General features: G+C 67.1%; 15 protein-coding genes and 1 tRNA gene. 5 read left to right on the plus strand and 11 right to left on the minus strand.

What is annotated here, in order from left to right:
- Position 1: 1 nt before the first annotated feature.
- The 3 genes from P6281_RS04500 to P6281_RS04510 are packed head-to-tail and all read right to left on the minus strand — an operon-like array spanning position 2 to position 3,232.
- Positions 2-490 carry a VOC family protein gene (locus tag P6281_RS04500; protein ID WP_008253915.1) on the minus strand — a complete coding sequence of 163 codons (489 nt, stop codon included), beginning with the start codon at positions 488-490 and terminating at the stop codon, positions 2-4.
- On the minus strand, positions 490-2,010 hold the full coding sequence (locus P6281_RS04505; protein WP_008253916.1) for a carotenoid oxygenase family protein: 1,521 nt from the start codon (positions 2,008-2,010) through the stop codon (positions 490-492). Before P6281_RS04505 ends, P6281_RS04500 begins: the two co-directional genes overlap by 1 nt.
- A gap of 1 nt (position 2,011) precedes the next feature.
- Positions 2,012-3,232: an acetyl-CoA acetyltransferase gene (locus P6281_RS04510; protein WP_009957327.1), complete on the minus strand. Its 1,221-nt coding sequence runs from the start codon at positions 3,230-3,232 to the stop codon at positions 2,012-2,014.
- A gap of 859 nt (positions 3,233-4,091) precedes the next feature.
- On the opposite strand from P6281_RS04510, the gene P6281_RS04515 reads away from it, so the two are divergent.
- Both P6281_RS04515 and P6281_RS04520 read left to right on the plus strand, forming a co-directional pair.
- On the plus strand, positions 4,092-5,621 hold the full coding sequence (locus P6281_RS04515; protein WP_014381863.1) for a DUF4185 domain-containing protein: 1,530 nt from the start codon (positions 4,092-4,094) through the stop codon (positions 5,619-5,621).
- A 48-nt stretch (positions 5,622-5,669) separates the two neighbouring features.
- A complete protein-coding gene (locus tag P6281_RS04520; RefSeq protein WP_026071406.1) occupies positions 5,670-6,050 on the plus strand; it encodes a hypothetical protein in 381 nt (126 codons plus the stop codon).
- Positions 6,051-6,095: 45 nt separating this feature from the next.
- Here P6281_RS04520 and P6281_RS04525 read toward each other — a convergent pair whose 3' ends face one another.
- Positions 6,096-6,311, minus strand: a complete 216-nt coding sequence (locus P6281_RS04525) for a hypothetical protein (RefSeq protein WP_080587915.1) — start codon at positions 6,309-6,311, stop codon at positions 6,096-6,098.
- Between the two features lie 889 nt (positions 6,312-7,200).
- Here P6281_RS04525 and P6281_RS04530 point away from each other — a divergent pair.
- Both P6281_RS04530 and P6281_RS04535 read left to right on the plus strand, forming a co-directional pair.
- Complete coding sequence (locus P6281_RS04530) at positions 7,201-8,430, plus strand: PPE family protein (protein ID WP_020188652.1); 1,230 nt, start codon at positions 7,201-7,203, stop codon at positions 8,428-8,430.
- Between the two features lie 35 nt (positions 8,431-8,465).
- Positions 8,466-9,842 (plus strand): PPE family protein, encoded by a 1,377-nt coding sequence (locus P6281_RS04535; RefSeq protein WP_014381866.1) that lies wholly within the window; start codon positions 8,466-8,468, stop codon positions 9,840-9,842.
- A 27-nt stretch (positions 9,843-9,869) separates the two neighbouring features.
- On the opposite strand, the gene P6281_RS04540 is transcribed toward P6281_RS04535, so the two are convergent.
- From P6281_RS04540 to P6281_RS04570, 7 genes are all read right to left on the minus strand, one after another.
- The gene (locus tag P6281_RS04540) at positions 9,870-10,262 is read right to left on the minus strand and encodes a hypothetical protein (protein WP_080552569.1); all 393 of its coding nucleotides are present in this window, start codon (positions 10,260-10,262) and stop codon (positions 9,870-9,872) included.
- A gap of 140 nt (positions 10,263-10,402) precedes the next feature.
- Positions 10,403-10,475: transfer RNA gene (locus P6281_RS04545), tRNA-Arg, on the minus strand.
- A 48-nt stretch (positions 10,476-10,523) separates the two neighbouring features.
- Entirely contained in the window at positions 10,524-11,348 is an 825-nt protein-coding gene (locus P6281_RS04550; RefSeq protein ID WP_009953038.1) for an LLM class F420-dependent oxidoreductase, read from the minus strand.
- Positions 11,349-11,356: 8 nt separating this feature from the next.
- Positions 11,357-12,436 (minus strand): poly-gamma-glutamate hydrolase family protein, encoded by a 1,080-nt coding sequence (locus P6281_RS04555; protein WP_008253936.1) that lies wholly within the window; start codon positions 12,434-12,436, stop codon positions 11,357-11,359.
- Positions 12,437-13,663, minus strand: coding sequence for an Nramp family divalent metal transporter (locus P6281_RS04560; protein ID WP_008253939.1), 1,227 nt, complete (start codon positions 13,661-13,663; stop codon positions 12,437-12,439).
- A 95-nt stretch (positions 13,664-13,758) separates the two neighbouring features.
- Positions 13,759-14,835: an NAD(P)H-dependent amine dehydrogenase family protein gene (locus tag P6281_RS04565; protein ID WP_014383902.1), complete on the minus strand. Its 1,077-nt coding sequence runs from the start codon at positions 14,833-14,835 to the stop codon at positions 13,759-13,761.
- A gap of 24 nt (positions 14,836-14,859) precedes the next feature.
- Complete coding sequence (locus tag P6281_RS04570; protein WP_014383903.1) at positions 14,860-15,651, minus strand: SDR family oxidoreductase; 792 nt, start codon at positions 15,649-15,651, stop codon at positions 14,860-14,862.
- Between the two features lie 237 nt (positions 15,652-15,888).
- Here P6281_RS04570 and pstS point away from each other — a divergent pair, with 237 nt between their 5' ends.
- On the plus strand, positions 15,889-16,995 hold the full coding sequence (gene pstS / locus P6281_RS04575; RefSeq protein WP_085976428.1) for a phosphate ABC transporter substrate-binding protein PstS: 1,107 nt from the start codon (positions 15,889-15,891) through the stop codon (positions 16,993-16,995).
- Positions 16,996-17,040: the final 45 nt, after the last annotated feature.

The following is a 17,040-nucleotide window of genomic DNA, read 5'->3' on the forward strand; positions in this document are numbered from 1 at the left end:
CTCACGCCGACGGGAACTCGTGCTTCCCCGAAGCGGCGCTGGTGTCGGGCTCGTTGACGCCGAACACGAAGGGCGCGAATACGATCTCGCGCCCGTCGGGATCCCGATAGGTGATCGCGCCCGTGGCCGCCCAGTACGGGTGCTGGTCGACGGGTTCGACGCCCGCGTCGTGCAGGCGCGCGAGTGCGGCTCGTTGTGCTTGGGGGTTCGGAAAATAAAGACAGAGCTGTTCATGGGGGTCCACCGCGACGTCGTCGGCGGCCTGCACGATCTCCATGGTGAGGTTCCAGCTGGGGAGCCCGAAGATCGCGCCGTTGCTGCCGTAGCTGTCCTCGAACGTCTCGTAGAGCGGCAGGCCGACGAGGTCGCGGTAGAACCGCACCGTTTCCGCGAAGTGCGAGGAGCGGCGCGCGAAGCGGATGCCGCCGATGGGGGCCAACTGCGGCGGCCAGTGCGTCGTGCGGTGGTGCTTGTGCTGGTCGGTGCTCATCACAGTCCGATCGCGTCCGCGGCGGACTCGGCGGTGTCCCAGCGGCGCAGCTCGGAGCCGGGCGCCCAGGTCGAGTGGGTGCCGCTGGAAATCCGTTCCGGCAGTGGGAGTTTGCACACCGGCCCGTCGCCGGGGCGGGTGGCGTCGAACACGAGGCAATACGAGGCGTCGGTATTCATATCGGTGGTGAGCGTGATCAGGTAGCCGTCGTCTTCGCCGGTGCCGCCGACGCGCGGTGCCATCGCGGTCTCGCTGCCGTAGACGCCGTCCCCGAACGAGAACCGCTCCTCGGTTCCGGTGCGCAGGTCGTGTTTGACCAGGCCGTCGAACAGGAACCAACCCGGCTTGCCCGTGGCCGCATAGACGTAGCGGTAGTCGGCGGCCGCGTAGCCGGGGTTGATGGTGCCGAACTCGGTGACGGATTCGAAGAGCCGCTCTTCGCGCACCTCGCCGGTGACCAGGTTGAAACGCCACCGGTGCAGGCGTGCCTGCAGGCGATCCAGGGCTAAGAAGCGGAACAGTTTGTCCCACTTGGTTCCACCGGTATCGAGCGGGGACGGGTCGCCTTCGAAGAAGCCGTCGAGCACGATCTCGTCGCCATCCTCGTAGGCGTTGGTGAAGTGCAGCACGAACGTGGGGTCGGCCTCGAACCAGCGAATGTCCTCGGTCCCGCCGCGGCGCGGGATCACCGCGAACCGCGACGGGATGTCGGGGTGGAAGCGCGGCAGGTGCACGTCGTGCTCGAGCAGCTGAGGATCCCAGAACAACGGGAAATCGTTGAGAATGGCGTAGTTTTCGGTGAACGCCATGTCGTGGGGGAGGCGCGGACCGGGCAGCGGGATGTCGACGTAGTGAGTCAGTTCGTTGCGCTCGTCGACGACACCGTAATGCATGTACGGGTCTTGCTTGCTGTAGTTGAAGAACAGCAGTTCACCGGTTGCGTTGTCTACCTTGGGGTGTGCGGACACGCCCCACGCGGTCGGGAAGCGCCCGTTCCAGGACTCCTTGCCGAGCGTGTCACCCGAATACGGGTCGATTCGGTACAGGTCGCCGCACTGGTAGAAACTGCTCAGCGCGACGCCGCGATGCACGATGACGTCGGTGCTCGACGCGTCCTTCATCCGCGTTCGCGCGCCCCAGCCTTGCTGCGCCAGTTGCACGGGCTCGGCCAGCCCCGGCCACAGCGGCCCGCCGGCCTCGTTCTCGGCCAGGAATCCGTCGGTGCGGATAAAACGGTTGCGGTAGAAGGCCTTTCCGTCGCGGAAGCCGACCACGTGCAGCATGCCGTCGCCGTCGAAGGGGTGATAGGTCTTGAACGCGGGGTGCAGCGGGTTCTCGGTGTTGCGCAGATAGACGCCGTCCAGGTCGCCCGGGATCTCACCCTCGACCGCGGCCAGGTCGTCGGCGTCCCACTCGGTGGTCTGGGGACGCCACGGGCCCGTCCGGTAGGGGTGGTCGTCGTCCTCGGGAAGGGTGGACAGGAACTTGCCGACGATCGCTATATCTTTTGGCAAGTCCATCTCAACCGCCTTTGCTGACAACGAAACTCACGGTGGTGGCGGTGCTGCCGCCGAAATTGAGGGTCCCGAAGGTTTGCGCACCGTCGACCTGATAGTCGCCGGCGGCGCCGCTGACCTGCTTGGCCGCGTCGAGCAGCATCCGCACCCCGGAGGCGCCCACCGGATGCCCGCCACCGATCAACCCGCCGCTGGGATTGATCGGCAGCCTCCCCCCGATCTCGATCTCGCCGTTTTCGATCGCCTTCCATGACTCGCCCGGGCCGGTCAACCCGATGTGGTCGATGGCCAAGTACTCGCTGGGAGTGAAGCAGTCGTGCACCTCGAACCCGTCGATGTCGTCGAGGCCGCGCCCCGCCCGGCGCAGCGCGTCGAGCACCGCCGCCCGCACATGCGGCAACACGTAGAGATCGTCGCCGGCACGGTCCAGTTTCTGCTGCAGCCCCAGCCCGACGGTGCGATGACCCCAGCCCTCGATCCGGCCGATCGGGCGCGCGTCGGGGTGGTTGCGCAGGTAGGCGTCGTTGACGAGCACCAATCCCGCGCCGCCGTCGGTCATTTGGCTGCAGTCGAAGCGTCGCAGCCGGCCCTCGGTGATCGGGTTGGCGTCGTCGTCGTCGGTGATGGGATCGGCGACGGTCCACCCGCGGGTCTGGGCGTTGGGGTTGCGGCGGGCGTTGGCGAAGTTGAGCTGGGCGATGGCCCGCAGGTGCGCGTCGTCCAGTCCGTACCGGCGGTCGTACTCGTCGGCCACCCGGGCGAACATGGACGGCCACAGGTAGCGCGCGTCGGCCCCCTCGTGACCGGTCCATGCCGCGGCCCCCAGATGCTGCGCGGCGGTGTCGCCCGGGACCGTTTTCTCGAGCTCGATGCCCACTACCAGCGCGGTGTCGTAGGCGCCCGACCGCAGATCGGCCATCGCCGCCAGCGCCGCCACGCTGCCGGAAGCGCAGGCGGCTTCGTGGCGCGACGCCGGGGTGTCCCAGAGGCCGTCGCAGACCGTGGCGGGCATCGCCCCGAGGTGGCCCTGCCGGGCGAACATCTCGCCGAAGGCGTTGCCGACGTGCACCACTTCGATGCCGGCCGCGTCCAGCTTGGCCGTTGCCAGCGTCGCGTCGACGACCTCGGCGGTCAGCGCGGCGAAGTCGTGGCCTTCCCTGGTGAGGTTGCGAGCAAAATCGCTTTGGTAACCGCCGAGAATCCACACACCGGAGGAGCGATCCATACGCCGACGGTACTCCCGGGCGGGGCGGTTGTTGAGGGCCTATCGGCGGGCCGGCGCGGGTCCCTGGGCGGTCCAAAGAGGGCGGCCCCGTCGGCTCTCGGGCTGAACCGACGGGACCTAGGCGGGCGCGAAGGCCGGCCGACGCACTCGCCTACTGTTGGATCATTGCCCCCCAGCGGTGCCGACAAACATGCGGCCTCAATCTATTTGACGTCTCGTTGATGCCGGGCCGCCGACGGCGCCGGGTCCGGTTAACGTCGATTCACCTTTTCCGGGTGCGCGCGGGGCACTCGGGCAGGCGGTCGGCCGGAAGTCTGAGCTGCGGCGATGTGGTGGGGTTGCGCCGTCGTGCGGCCAGTCCCACCGCGAAGCGGCCACCCCGCATCGTGGCGTCGCGCGAGGCTGCGGTGTAAGCCGATATGCGCACCCGTCGGCCGTTCGTTTTGCGGCCGTCCCAGCAAAGTAGCCGCGACGTCCACCCCCGGCCGGCGACGACCCCGCGGGGGCAGGCGGCCACTTGTGAGGACGCGACCGGCTCATGGCGACCGGGTGGAAGGCCCGGGGCGGGCTCACCCCCCGGGGCGGGTCGGTCTGCGGTCCATCGTGACATCTTCCGGGTCGATACCTGACCCAGCCAGTGGCAGCGTTGGCAAAATCAGAAACGCCGATTAGCAGCTTACATATTGCTTCCAGCTAATGCCACGCGAGGGAAGTCGGGGCGGCGACTGCCGCGTTGCGACACGGTCACGGATGCATACCTATCGGTTCATCGTTGGTCACATATGCCCCGCAGATCACTATCGTCACATGAGCCAACTACGGACGTCAGCGCGGTGTCCTACCCCTCGAAAGGTGTTACATGTCGGCGATTCTTCGAAGTGTGTCGCTATCGATGGCGTCGGCGGCCGCTGTCGGATTCGTCCTCGTGGTGGGGCCCGCGCCTACCGCCCACGCCACGCCATGCGGTGCCCCCGAGGCAAACGTCGACCCTCCCGCCGCGCAGCCGGCGATGCCCGCGCCTCAGCCGGTCGTGCAGCCGCCGACCGGGCGCAGGCCCAGTCACACGAATGACCAGGCGCCGCTGCCGAGGCTGGGTCCGCTGATCTCCTCGTTGCTCAAGCCGGCGACGCCGGGGCAGCGCTACTCCGCGCCGGTCCATCCGCGAGCCGAGGGGCCGACGCCGGGACCCGGACCCTCCGCGCCGCTGCAACAGCAAGCCGAGGTCCTGCCTCCGGCTCCCAACCCGCCCGCGGTCCCGCAACTGCCGAACGCCAACCCGCTACGGCCGAACGCCGCCCCGGTGCCGCAGCCGCAACCCGAGCCGGGCCCGCCGCCTCCGTCGATCGCGGGCGCTCCGACGTCCCTCGTCGACTGGGTCACCGGGCCGGACGGCCCCAACAAAACGCTGCAACGGTTCGGCATCTCCGGCACCGACCTCGGGATTGCCTGGGACAACGGCGATCCCGTCAACCGCCAGGTGCTGATGGCCTTCGGTGACACCTTCGGCTACTGCAAGGTGCACGGCCAGCAGTGGCGCTACAACACCCTGTTCCGCAGCAACGATCGCGATCTGTCCAAGGGAATCCACATCGCCGACGGCGTGCCGAACGACAAGTATTCCGGCTCGCCGGTGTGGGCGCCCGGGCTCTCCAAACAGGTCGTCAACACCATCCACAAGGCCGCGCACGAGACGGGAATCATTCCGACCGGGGCGATGTCGATGGGCAGAACCCAGTACATGAGCTACATGTCCATCCGCCAGTGGGGCCGTGACGGCGAATGGACAACGAACTATTCGGCGATCGCGCGGTCCAACGACAACGGCCAGAACTGGGGGATCTTCCCCACCACGATCCGCACGGCGTCCGCGGATGCCATTCCGGGAGCCGGGTTTACGCCTGGAAACGAGAACTTCCAGATGGGCGCGTTCTTGAAGGGCAAGGACGGCTACATCTACCAGTTCGGGACGCCGTCGGGTCGCGGCGGCGCGGCCTTCCTCTCGCGGGTTCCACCGAACCAATTGCCGGACCTGACCAAGTACCAATACTGGAACGGCGACGAGGGCGGTCGTTGGGTCCCGAACAATCCGGGTGCGGCGACGCCGATCTTCCCGGCGCCGGTGGGCGAAATGTCGGCCCAGTACAACAGTTACCTCAAGCAATACCTGGTCCTCTACACCGACGGCGGCAGCAACGACGTCATCGCACGGACCGCGCCGGCGCCGCAGGGGCCGTGGAGTCCCCCGCAACCGCTGGTGTCCTCGTTCCAGATGCCCGGCGGCATCTATGCGCCGATGATCCATCCCTGGTCGTCGGGACGGGACCTGTACTTCAACCTGTCGCTGTGGTCGGCGTACGACGTGATGCTGATGCACACCGTGTTGCCGTAGGAAACGTCGCCGTCGAAGATACGATGGTCTGGTGAGAGGAGGGCGATGATGATCGCCTTGGAGTATCACGACAACTGTTGCGGTCTTGCTGATCCGCTCACTCCTCTCGCCGCGGCCGCGTTACCCGACGACGTGCCTGTCTCATCGGCGGGCGAACTGCGGGAGAGCGGTGACGGCGCGGACGATCACACGGTGTTCGATGGGCACCGCCCGGATTATTGGACCGTGGGCAGGCCGGGGCTCCGAGACATCGAGGTGTGCATCGAGAGCGCCCGCGCGGACGGCGCCATCAGTCTGGGCCTGGTGGTCAACGGTTTGGATTGCAGCGGGCTCCCGATTGACCAGGCGCTTTCGCTCGCAGACGCCCGGGGGGATGCGGGCGTCTGCGGCGTTAGCTGCCGGGGAGGCGGACACCTCAAGGCCAGTTAGTCAGCGGCTGAGGGAATTTCGCGGGGCGAGGTCACGCGGTATCGGCTACGGAGGCAGCGGAATCCACCGCTTGCCATCCGTTGTCCATCCGCACGGCAGGTAGTTCCAGTGCGCCGGCGGATTGGGATCGAAACTCAGGCACTTCGGTGCGTAGAACGAAGGGGCGGGAGGAGGCGGTGGCGGCTGGTCCTCAGCGTGTGCGATCGCCCCGCTGAGCATTAAAGCCCCAACGGCCATCTGTGTGGCGACTAGCTTCCGCATCGCAGGCCCGGCAAGTGCTATGCCCCAACGAAGCGACGGTCGCTACGTTTCTTCCCTTACGCGCACGGTATCGATGGTAGTCCGCATTCCTGCGCTTTGTGGGACTTGATTGCATTTGCTCTGGGCTTTTCGGGGTGCCGCTCTGGTGGGGGTCGTGAGCGGGTTTGCGCAGGTGCGGACGCGCGCCGACCTGCCGGTATGGCGTGAACGCAAACTGGACACGGCCTGACCGGAATAAGTACGATCGTGGTCTGTCATTTATCTGATATGCAAGCAGGAGCACCGCGATGAGATATGTCGATGAGGGTTCGCCGTCATCGACGGCGGTGAGCGCTTGTCCAATCGCCCCGCGCAGTTTTACCCCCTTGGCCGGCCGCCCGCTCGGGCGGATGCGGCTGTGCCTCGCCTCGGTCGCCCGTGAGCAAACACGCCAAGACAGCTGGCGCGCAATTGAAATCATCGCCAATACGCACAACCGCCGCGTCGAGTCCTATCTGCAGCGTCGGCGGCACCGCCCGTGGCGCAACCGGGGTTCCTAGCCTTCGGCTTTGACCGTCATGTCGACGACGGTTGGCGTCGCTTCGTCACGCCGATGATGCGCACACCGGTGTCCAGCTAGCAAGTTCACACCGCGGCAACGTATCTGGTCGCGGCATCGGTACTAGGCATGTCAGCTCTGCCGTGGGATGCATGTTCCCGTCGTTGAATCAGTCCGCGCTACAACGCTAACGGGACATCGCCGGGGCCGCAGCGGATAACCGCTCTCACGATCCGGCCGAGTCGCGCGTCTATAGGGCGCGGTTACAGAAGTTCATCAAATCATTCAGGCGATGCAGCGGTCGACTCACGTCGCCCTCGGGCGTCCCGCAACGAGTTATGAGGTATAGCAATGGATTTCGGAGTGATGCCGCCGGAGGTCAACTCCGGTCGAATGTACTCTGGCCCCGGGGCGGGGCCGATGCTGGCCGCCGCCGCGGCCTGGGAAGCGCTGGCAGCTCAGTTGCACGCCGCCGCAGCGTCTTACGAGTCGGTGATCTCGAACCTGACCGCCGGGTGGCGCGGTCCTTCATCGAGCATGATGGCCGCCGCGGCGGCGCCGTATGCGGCATGGATGAGTGCGACCGCCGCCCAGGCCGAGCAGACCGCCAGCCAGGCGAGGGCGGCGGTGGTCGCGTACGAGGCGGCGTTCCTCGCGACGGTGCCGCCACCGGTCATCGCGGCCAATCGGGCGCAGTTGATGGCGCTGATCGCGACCAATTTTCTGGGTCAGAACACCCCGGCGATCATGGCCACCGAGGCCCAGTACGCCGAGATGTGGGCCCAGGATGCCGCGGCGATGTACGGCTACGCCGGTGCCTCGGCGGCCGCCGCGCAGGTGACGCCATTCGCCCCGCCGCCGCGTAGCACCAATCCGGCCGGGACCGCGGGACAGGCCGCCGCCGTCGCGCAGGCCACCGGCGGCTCGGTCGCGACGAACACGGAATCGGCTCTCCCGCAACTGATGTCGTCCGTACCGCAATCGTTGCAGACCCTGACAACGCCTGCCGCCGCCGCCGATCCACCATCGCTGCTGTCAGCATTCGACTCGGCGCTCACGGGCCCGTTGGGTCCGGTGTCATTGTTCGGCATCGGCGGCAGCCCGTATCTGCTGGGCGTCGAAAACTACCTGGTGCCCCAAAACGTGGCGAATGTGAACAGTGCCCGGCAAAGGCTGGACCGGGACCGGTCGGCGCTGGGGCGGTTGGGTGGCGAGGTCAATTCGGGGACGCAAATGGTGAGCTCGCCGAGAGCCGCTGGAACCGGAATGTCGCCGGGCATCGGTCGTGCCGGCGTCGTCGGGCGCTTGTCGGTGCCGCCGGGATGGGCGGCGGCCGCCCCGGAGATCCGGTCGGTCGCCACGGTGATTCCACAAACCGCTTTTGCCGGCGCTCCTTCGGCCCTCGCGGCCGAAGGAGAGGGATCGCTGTTCTCCAGCATGGCCGCGTCGGGTCTGGTCGGGCGCGCCATGGCCGCCACCGGCGGTGGCTCCGCGCGGGCATCGGGCATCGGCGCCGGTTTCGGGCGCGCCGCGACCACGGCCACGATCATCGTCATCAACGCGGACGACCCGCAGGAATAGCACGGACTACTTATCGCGAAGAACAAGGAGTGACAATGGATTTCGGAGCATTTCCGCCGGAGATCAACTCTGGTCGAATGTACGCCGGTGAAGGCGCAGGCTCAATGTTGGCCGCGGCGTCGGCATGGGATGGGTTGGCCGCCCAACTGCACTCTGCGGCGACGTCGTATGAGTCGGTGATCTCGAACTTGACCAGCGGTTGGCAGGGGCCGTCCTCGCTGACCATGGCCGGTGCGGCCGCGCCGTATGCGGCGTGGATGAGCACGACCGCCGCTCAAGCCGAACAGGCCGCCTCTCGAGCCAGAGCGGCCGCGGCGGCGTACGAGGCCGCGTTCACCGCGACGGTGCCCCCGGTGGCGATCGCGGAGAACCGCGGCCGGCTGGCGTCGCTGGTGGCGACGAACCTTCTCGGGCAGAACACCGCCGCCATCGCGGCCACCGAGGCGGAGTACGCACAGATGTGGGCGCAAGACGCCGCCGCGATGTACGGCTACGCCGGATCTTCGGCGATCGCTGCGCAATTGGAGCCCTTCAACGCGCCACCGCAAACCACCAACCCAGCGGGAGGAGCCGGCCAATCGGGCGCGGTCGCCCAAGCCGCCGGTACGGCGCCCGCCAACGCGCAGTCGGCCTTGGCGCAGCTGATGTCGTCGACCCCGCGAACGCTGCAAAGCTTCGCGTCGCCTTCCGCATTGCCGGCGGCCGATCCGTCGTCATTGGCGACATGGTTGAACAACCTGAATTCCACGCCGTTGGCGAAGATCGCCGCGAACATCGAGTTCGTCACCAAAGGCATCCGCCCGGTCAACGACACGTTGCTGAGCCTCAGTTTGGGCCTGGTGGCAACGGCACGGACGTGGGGTGACACCGCCGTCGAACTCGAAGGGCCGCTGTTCGCTTCGCTGGGTTCGAGCACCCCGGCCGCAGGAGCCGTTGGCGCGTCTGCGGTGACCGCAGGTCTCGGCAATGCGGGTCTGGCGGGGGCGTTGTCAGTACCGCCGAGCTGGGCCGTGGCCAGTCCCGCGGTCAAGCTGGCCGCCACCGTGTTGGAGTACACCAGCGCGGGTGCCGCGCCGACGGTCGCGGCCGGCGCCGGTGCCCTCGGTCAGATGGGCCTGGCGGGCCTGGCCGGAGGAGCGCTGGGCGGTGCGGTGCCCCGCGCGGTCGCCGCAAGCCCCACCCGGGGATTGGGCCGCCGCTCGTCGGACAACGACGACAAGACCCCGGACAAACTGAAGACGGTCCTGGCGGAACTGCAGGAGGCGCCGGAGTCTGTTCAGCACTGGCACACCGACAAGGCGCACCTGGAAAGCCTTTTGGATCAGCTGTCGAAGAAGCCGGGTGTCCACGCGGTGCACTTGTCCTCGGCCGACAAGTCCAAGGTCACACCGCCACGGGCAACGTGGGGCTAGTGAGAAGGGGCCTAACTCACCACCGGCTTATCTTGTTGAAGCATTTGCGCGTTGTTGATTGGCCAACGCAGCAAGGCCTAAGCCAAGAAACAGCGCTGCGCCACCCCCGGTAACGAATGCGCCGGCTGGCGGCAAGGTCTGGCGTTGGACGCCGCGGAGTGCTGCAACGATGTCCAGTGCGTCGGTGAGCAGCCCCAATTGCAACGCCCGGGTGCGCAGCTGCTGTGACGGGTCCGTGACCGCGAGCGCCAGAGTCAGTTCGCGAGACCCGAACAACTGAGTAATGAATGGCTGCTGTCTCGCGGAAGCGAGCCCAAACAGACGCGCCGCCCTCGCCGGTACAGCCCATGCGGCGACACCGGTGGCGAATCGCAGTGCGGCGAATGTGGGGATGAGGGCGCTGTTCGGTGCAGTGGTCATAGGAACATCCTCGTCCTCAACTCCCTCATCTAGGGAGTGTCAAGGATCAGCCGAAGTAGCTGTCAAGCATCAGCCGAAACACCGTCAAGCATCACCCGAAGGCGAAACGACATGCATCAACCGACGTCATACAACAAAAGTGCCCCCGGCAGGATTCGAACCTGCGACACCGGCTTTAGGAGAGCCGTGCTCTATCCCCTGAGCTACGAGGGCGGACGGCCTGAGCTTACCGGGCTGGATCAAAAGCCGAGGGCCACGGCGTCAGCGCAGTTCGGCGATCACCTTCGAGAAGTTCTCGATGTTGTTGTCCTGCACGGTGAAGGATGAGACACCGTACTTGTCGCGGTACGCGATCAACGTCTCGGCGATTTCGCGGGGGGAACCGCTGAGCACCGAGGGCTGGGACAGGATCTCCTCATCGGACAGGTCCGGCGCGTAGCTGCGGGTCAGCTTCAGGTCCGGCTCGGTCTCGCCGACCCGCGGCATCGCCGTGATCGCCAGATTCAGCTCCAGGGCGTCGAAGCGATCCCCCGCGGCGTTGCGGACGAAATCGACACGTTCGGCGAACGGGTCCTCGACCGCGCGCACCTTGGAGCCGGTCAGGCCGATGATGTCGGCGTTGCGGGCGGCGATGGTCAGCACCCGGTCGCCGTTGCCGGCGATGATGAGCGGCGTCGACGGGTGGTGTTCCTTCAGGTACTTCGTCATGTGTTCGAGGTAGTCGACGCGGGCACCGGCGCTGGGATAGGGGATCTCGGCGGCTTCGAACTCTTCGCGGACGTAGCCGGTGCCCAGCCCGATTTCGAGGCGGCCGTCGCTGAGCAGATCGAGGGCCTGCATGTCCCGGCTGAGCAGGGCCGGCTTGTAGAAGGCGGAGTTGAGCACATACATGCTCAGCTTCAGCGTGGTGGTGACCATCGCGACCGCGGTCAGCGTCGGGAAGGGCGCCGCCGCGCCCAAATGGTCCGGCACACAAAGAATGTCGAAACCGGCGTCTTCAGCCCGCTTGGCCTTGTCGAGCAGCGCCTCGCGGGACTTAAAGAACCGCATGCTCATTCCGAAGCGAAAATCCTTGGCCACCAACAACCTCCGTTTTAGCGATCCGACGACATAGACCAACGACGAGCGGCCTCGGCCAGCCCTTGGATCAGCACGCTGGTGACCGACGACAAACCGTCATCGCCGGGCAGCGGGCTGCGCGGGCTGATCCCGCGGACCCGCGCCGAGAGCTCCAGCTGGGTTCCGCCCTGACGCACCCGGTTCACCGGGTTCCGCGGGTGCAGCCCGCGCAATTCCGGTGGCACGTCGTCGAGGTCGGTGATGACCTGATAGCCGGTCAGCCGGATGTGGCGGGCCAAATGGGCAGCCAGCTCCCGGTTGCGACCACCGGCCAGCAGCTGTGTGCTGCGCCCGTCGCGGCCATAGCCGTGCAGCGACACCGCGACGTCGACATGGTCGAGGAAAGCGGCGAGCCGTGGCGACTCGGCCGGATCGAACAGGGCCGACGGCAGGTGATGCGGGTAGTGGTCGGGATGACGCACCACATAGACGGACGCACCGGCGGCCTCGGCGGCGCGCTCGGCGATCACGTCGGTCATCTCTTCCAGTCCGCCGCCGTGGATCGCCAAAAATCCGAAACGCGAACGCAATTGGCAGCTCTCGGCCACCCCGGGCTCGCTCAGCAACGCCGAAAACGACTGCGGCCCAGGCCCGCACGCCGCCGACGATTTCGGGCGCGGCCAGCCGGCCGGATCCCAGCGGCGCAAGAACTCGAGCCAGCGTGGGGGCAGCCCGTGCTGCGCGGCACCGTCGATGATGGTGGGCAGGTAGCCCGGGCGGGGAGGGCCCGGCGTCACCCGGTGGTCGATGTAGACCCAGGCCGGTGACGGCCCGTCGTCGGTGTGCACGGTCAGCCGGTCGCGCCGGTAGCGCACCGGCACACCCTCGGCGCTGTCCAAGGTCGCCAGGTCGCCGTCGGAGATCTGCCAGAGCACCCCATGCACCTGGTTTCCGGCCAACGGCTCGACGGTGGCCACGCCTCGCTGGTTGATCAGCCAGTCGTGGTCGGCGAGGACCGCGGGGCGCGGATCGGCGGCGTCGGGACAGCGGCGCGCCATCTGCCGTACGCATAGGTTCGAGCCGTATGCGAAGTACAGATGACGCAGGGCCGGCATTCAGCCGGTCACCGTCAGCCAGACGAGCACCATGTTAAGCAGACTAATCAATATGCCGACGCCCCAGCCAAGAATCGTCGTGATGCGGTGGTTGGCGTCGTCGCCCATCAGCTCGCGGTTGCTCGTCAGCTTGATCAGAGGCAGCACCGCAAACGGAATGCCGAACGACAGCACCACCTGGGACAGCACCAACGCGCGGGTGGGGTCGAACCCGACCGCCAGGATCACCAGGGCGGGGCACAGGGTGATCAGGCGGCGCGCCACCATCGGGATCGACCGGTGCAGCAGCCCCTGCATGATCATGGCGCCGGCGTAGGCGCCCACCGACGAGGACGCCAGCCCGGACGCGAGGAGACCGATCGCGAACAGCACCGCGATGGTCGCCCCCAGCGTGTTGTGGATGGCGGAATAGGCGCCCTCGATGGAGGCGCTCACGTTGCGGTCCTGCAGGTTGATCGCGGCGACCAGCAGCATGGCGGCGTTCACCGTGCCGGCCACCGCCATCGCCAGGACGACGTCCCAGCGGGTGATCCGCAGCAGCAGGCGGCGATGCGACCCATGGTCGGGATGCCCGTGCCGGTCTAGCACCAGACCCGAATGCATGTACACCGCATGCGGCATCACGGTGGCCCCCAGGATCGCGGCGGCCAGCAGCACACTCTCGGTGCCGCGGAACCTCGGCACCAGGCCGCCCAGCACGTCGTGGGGCGGCGCGGTCTTGACGAAGAAGCTCGCCGCGAACCCGATCGCGATGACCAGCAGCAAGCCGGTGATGACCCGCTCGAAGATGATCTGTCCGCGCCGATCCTGAATGCCCAGCAACAGCAAGGCCACCACGCCGGTGATGAGCCCGCCGACCATCAGCGGCAAGCCGAACAGGATGTGTAGGGCGATGGCCCCGCCGACGACTTCGGCGGCGTCGGTGGCGATCGCCACGAGTTCGGCCTGCGCCCAATACACCAGCCGCAGTGGGCTGCTCATCCGCTTGCCCAGAGCGGCCGGCAACGATCGCCCGGTGACCAGCCCGAGCTTGGCCGACAGGTACTGCACCAGGCCCGCGAGGACGTTGGCCGCGACGATCACCCACAACAGCAGGTAGCCGTACTGTGAGCCGGCGCTGACGTTGGCCGCGACGTTTCCGGGGTCGACGTAGGCGATCGCGGCGACGAACGCGGGCCCGAGCAGATACCAGTTGCCCTTGAGCGAGCCCTGGGTGCGCTGCGCCAACGTGACCTCGATTCACTTCACCGAATAAGAAAGTGAGGTTAGTCGAACATCCCGTCGGGCTGCCCAGCGGCCGCGGTGTTTCGTGCCGTCCAGGCTCAGGCCGGACGGTAGAGCCCCTTGCCGGTGATCAGCGGCAAGTCGAGCGTGGTGACGATTCCCGGATCGGCGGCCACCACCGCGGGAATCGCGTTGACGACTCGCATCGCGGTGGCCACCAGCCCGGCGTGGTTGTGATCGCCCTTGCGGCTGCTCAGGCAGATGTCCATGGCGTACGACGGCTCGCCGGTGACCTCGATGCGGTAGGAGCCACCCTCCTGTGCGGGTTGCGGCCAGTCCGGGCACAGGTCCTCGCGCAGCCGGGTGACGTGTTCGAGGACGACGACGGGATCGCCGTTGACCATGCCGAACACCTCGAAGCGCAGCGCCGCGGCGGTGCCCTTGGCGATATGGCCCGAGGCGATGTCGAAGTCCTCCGGGGCGGGTACGCGCACGTGCGACTGGGTGACCTCGTCGAGCGAAATGCCAAGGCCCGCCGCCATTTGCCGGATCACCGAGCCCCACGCCAGGCTGAGCACACCGGGCTGCAGCAACATGGGAATTTCGTCGAGTGGCTTGCCGAATCCCATGACGTCGAACATGACCGCCGCACTGTCATAGGTGGCGTAGTCGACGATCTCCATGCACCGGATCTGCTGGATGCTCTGGCAGGTGCCGGCCAGCGCCAGGGGCAGCAGGTCGTTGGCGAAGCCCGGGTCGATGCCGTTGACGTAGAGGCTTGAATTGCCTTCGCGCGCTGCGTCTTCCAGCGGCTTGATCAGCTCCTCGGGGATCACCTGCCACGGATACTGCAAGAAGACGGGGCCGCTGCCGACGATATTGATCCCGGCCGCCAGCACGCGCCGGTAATCCTCGAGCGCCTCGGGCAACCGGTTGTCGGCCAGCGCGTTGTACACCGCGCACTGCGGCCCGGTGGCGAGCACGGCGTCCAGGTCGGTGCTGGCGAGCACCCCCGTCGCCTCCGCAAGCCCGGCGAGCTCGGCGGCGTCCTTGCCCGCCTTGGCGTCGGACGACACCCACACGCCTTTCAGGTCGAACTCCGGATTGGTGATGAGCGCGCGCAGCGCGTGGATACCGACGTTGCCGGTGCCCAGTTGGACGACGGGGATGGGCATGACGTGCTCCTTAGCGGTCGTGGGTCACAGGTCCGGGACGGGGATGTCGAGATTGGGGAAGGTGAGGCCGCCGTCGACCTCGAGGGTCTTGCCGGTCAGGAAGTTGCCGGCGGGAGACGCCAAATAGACTGCCGCAGCGGCAATGTCGACCGGATCGCCCAGCCGGCGCATCGGGGTGGCCTTCTCCATCGGCGACCGCAGCTCGTCGTTGGAGGCAACCACGTCCAGCGCGGAGGTGAGGATCGATCCCGGCGCGATCGCGTTGACCCGAATCCGTGGGCACAGGTCCAGGGCGGTCAGCCGGGTGTAATGGGACAGCGCGGCCTTGGCGGTGCCGTAGGCCGCGAAGCCACGTCCGGCCAGCCGGCCCATGGTCGAGGTGATGTTGATGATGCTGCCGCCGCCGGAGTGCTCGAGCATCAACGGCACCGCAGCCAGTGTGAGCGCGTGGGCGGTGCCGACGTTGAAGGTGAAGGCGTCTTTGAGATCCTTCGTCGAGGTCGTCAACAACGTGTTGGGCATGGATCCCCCGACGTTGTTGACGACGATGTCTAGTTTCCCGAATGCCTCGACGGCCTGGCCGGCCAGCTCGGCGGTGGATTCCGGATGCGCCAGGTCGGCGGCCACGACGTGGGCGCGGCGCCCGGCGGCGCGGACCTGTTCGGCGACGGCCTCTAGTTGGGATTCAGTTCGCGAGGCGATGAGGACGTCGGCGCCTGCCTCGGCGAACGCCAGCGCGATGGCCGCCCCGAGGCCACGGCCTGCACCGGTGATGACGGCGACTTTGTCGTCGAGACGGAACCTGTCAAGGATCATGGCGGCCTCTCTTCGTTTCGGTGTCAGGCGACACGGTAGCAAGCCGCGGCGGCGCGGATAAGGCATTTCTAGAACAAGTTCTATTTTTCTATCCGGGGGGCTTCCGATGCGGCCGTCGGGGCGGCGGCCCGGTGTCGGTGACGTTGCGCGCGTTGCCAGACCATTTGCCCGTCGTTCACCTTGGTGCGGTTAGCTCGGTGACGCCGATCTTTGTGGTCCTTACTGTGAGGAAGAGACTTGGGACGCAACCGTTTTGGTGCTGTGCTGGGCGTCCTGACAGCCGCTGCGCTGGTGTTGTCGGGATGCGGATTCCACGACAGCACGGCCCGGGGAAGCGGGGCGGGCGTGTCGGGCGTGGTCAATTGCGGCGGCAAGCAGGCCCTGACGGCGGCGGGCTCGAGCGCCCAGGCCAACGCGATGACCCGATTCTCCGGCGCCTTCGAGCACGCTTGCCCCGGTCAGACGCTGAATTACACACCCAATGGCTCCGGCGCGGGAATCGGCCAATTCACCGGAAACCAAATCGATTTCGCGGGTTCGGATTCACCGTTGGCCCCGATCGAATACTTCGCGGCGCGGACCCGATGCGGTTCGCCGGCGTGGAATCTGCCCGTGGTCTTCGGCCCGATCGCGATCACCTACAACGTCAGGGGCGTCAGCTCGCTGATCCTCGACGGGCCCACCGCCGCCAAAATCTTCAAGGGCGCCATCACTGCCTGGGACGACCCGGCGATCGCAGCGCTGAACCCGGGTACCGCGCTGCCCGCCGAGCCCATCCGTGTCGTGTTCCGCGGCGACGAGTCCGGCACCACCGACAATTTCCAGAAATACCTGGACTCCGCGTCCGACGGCGTGTGGGACAAGGGCATCGGCAAGACGTTCCACGGTGGGGTCGGGCAGGGCGCCGACGGCAACGGCGGTACGTCGGCGGCCGTCCGGGCGACCGAAGGATCGGTCACCTACAACGAATGGTCGTTCGGTCTGGCGCAGAAGCTGACGATGGCCAGGATCGTCACCTCGGCCGGGCCCGAGGCGGTGGGCATCAGCGCCGGATCGGTCGGGAAAACGATCTCCGGTGCCACCCTCACCGGGCAGGGCAACGACTTGGTGGTGGACACCTTCTCGTTCTACAAGCCGACCCGGCCCGGTTCCTACCCGATCGTGTTGGCGACCTACGAGATTGTGTGTTCGAAGTATCCCGACCCGCAGGTCGGCGCGGCCGTAAAGGCGTTCCTGCAAAGCACCATCGGTGCCGGCCAGAATGGCTTGGTGGACAACGGGTATATCCCGGTGCCGGAGTCGTTCAAGTCCCGGCTGTCGGATGCGATCAACGCCATCGCGTGATGTCAGCAACCAGTCGGCGGCCCCTCGGAGGGCCGGGTGGGGCCT

This window comes from Mycobacterium sp. 5-140-3-2 (genome assembly GCF_035666375.1).
In the GTDB taxonomy this organism is placed as follows: Bacteria; Actinomycetota; Actinomycetes; order Mycobacteriales; family Mycobacteriaceae; genus Mycobacterium; species Mycobacterium intracellulare.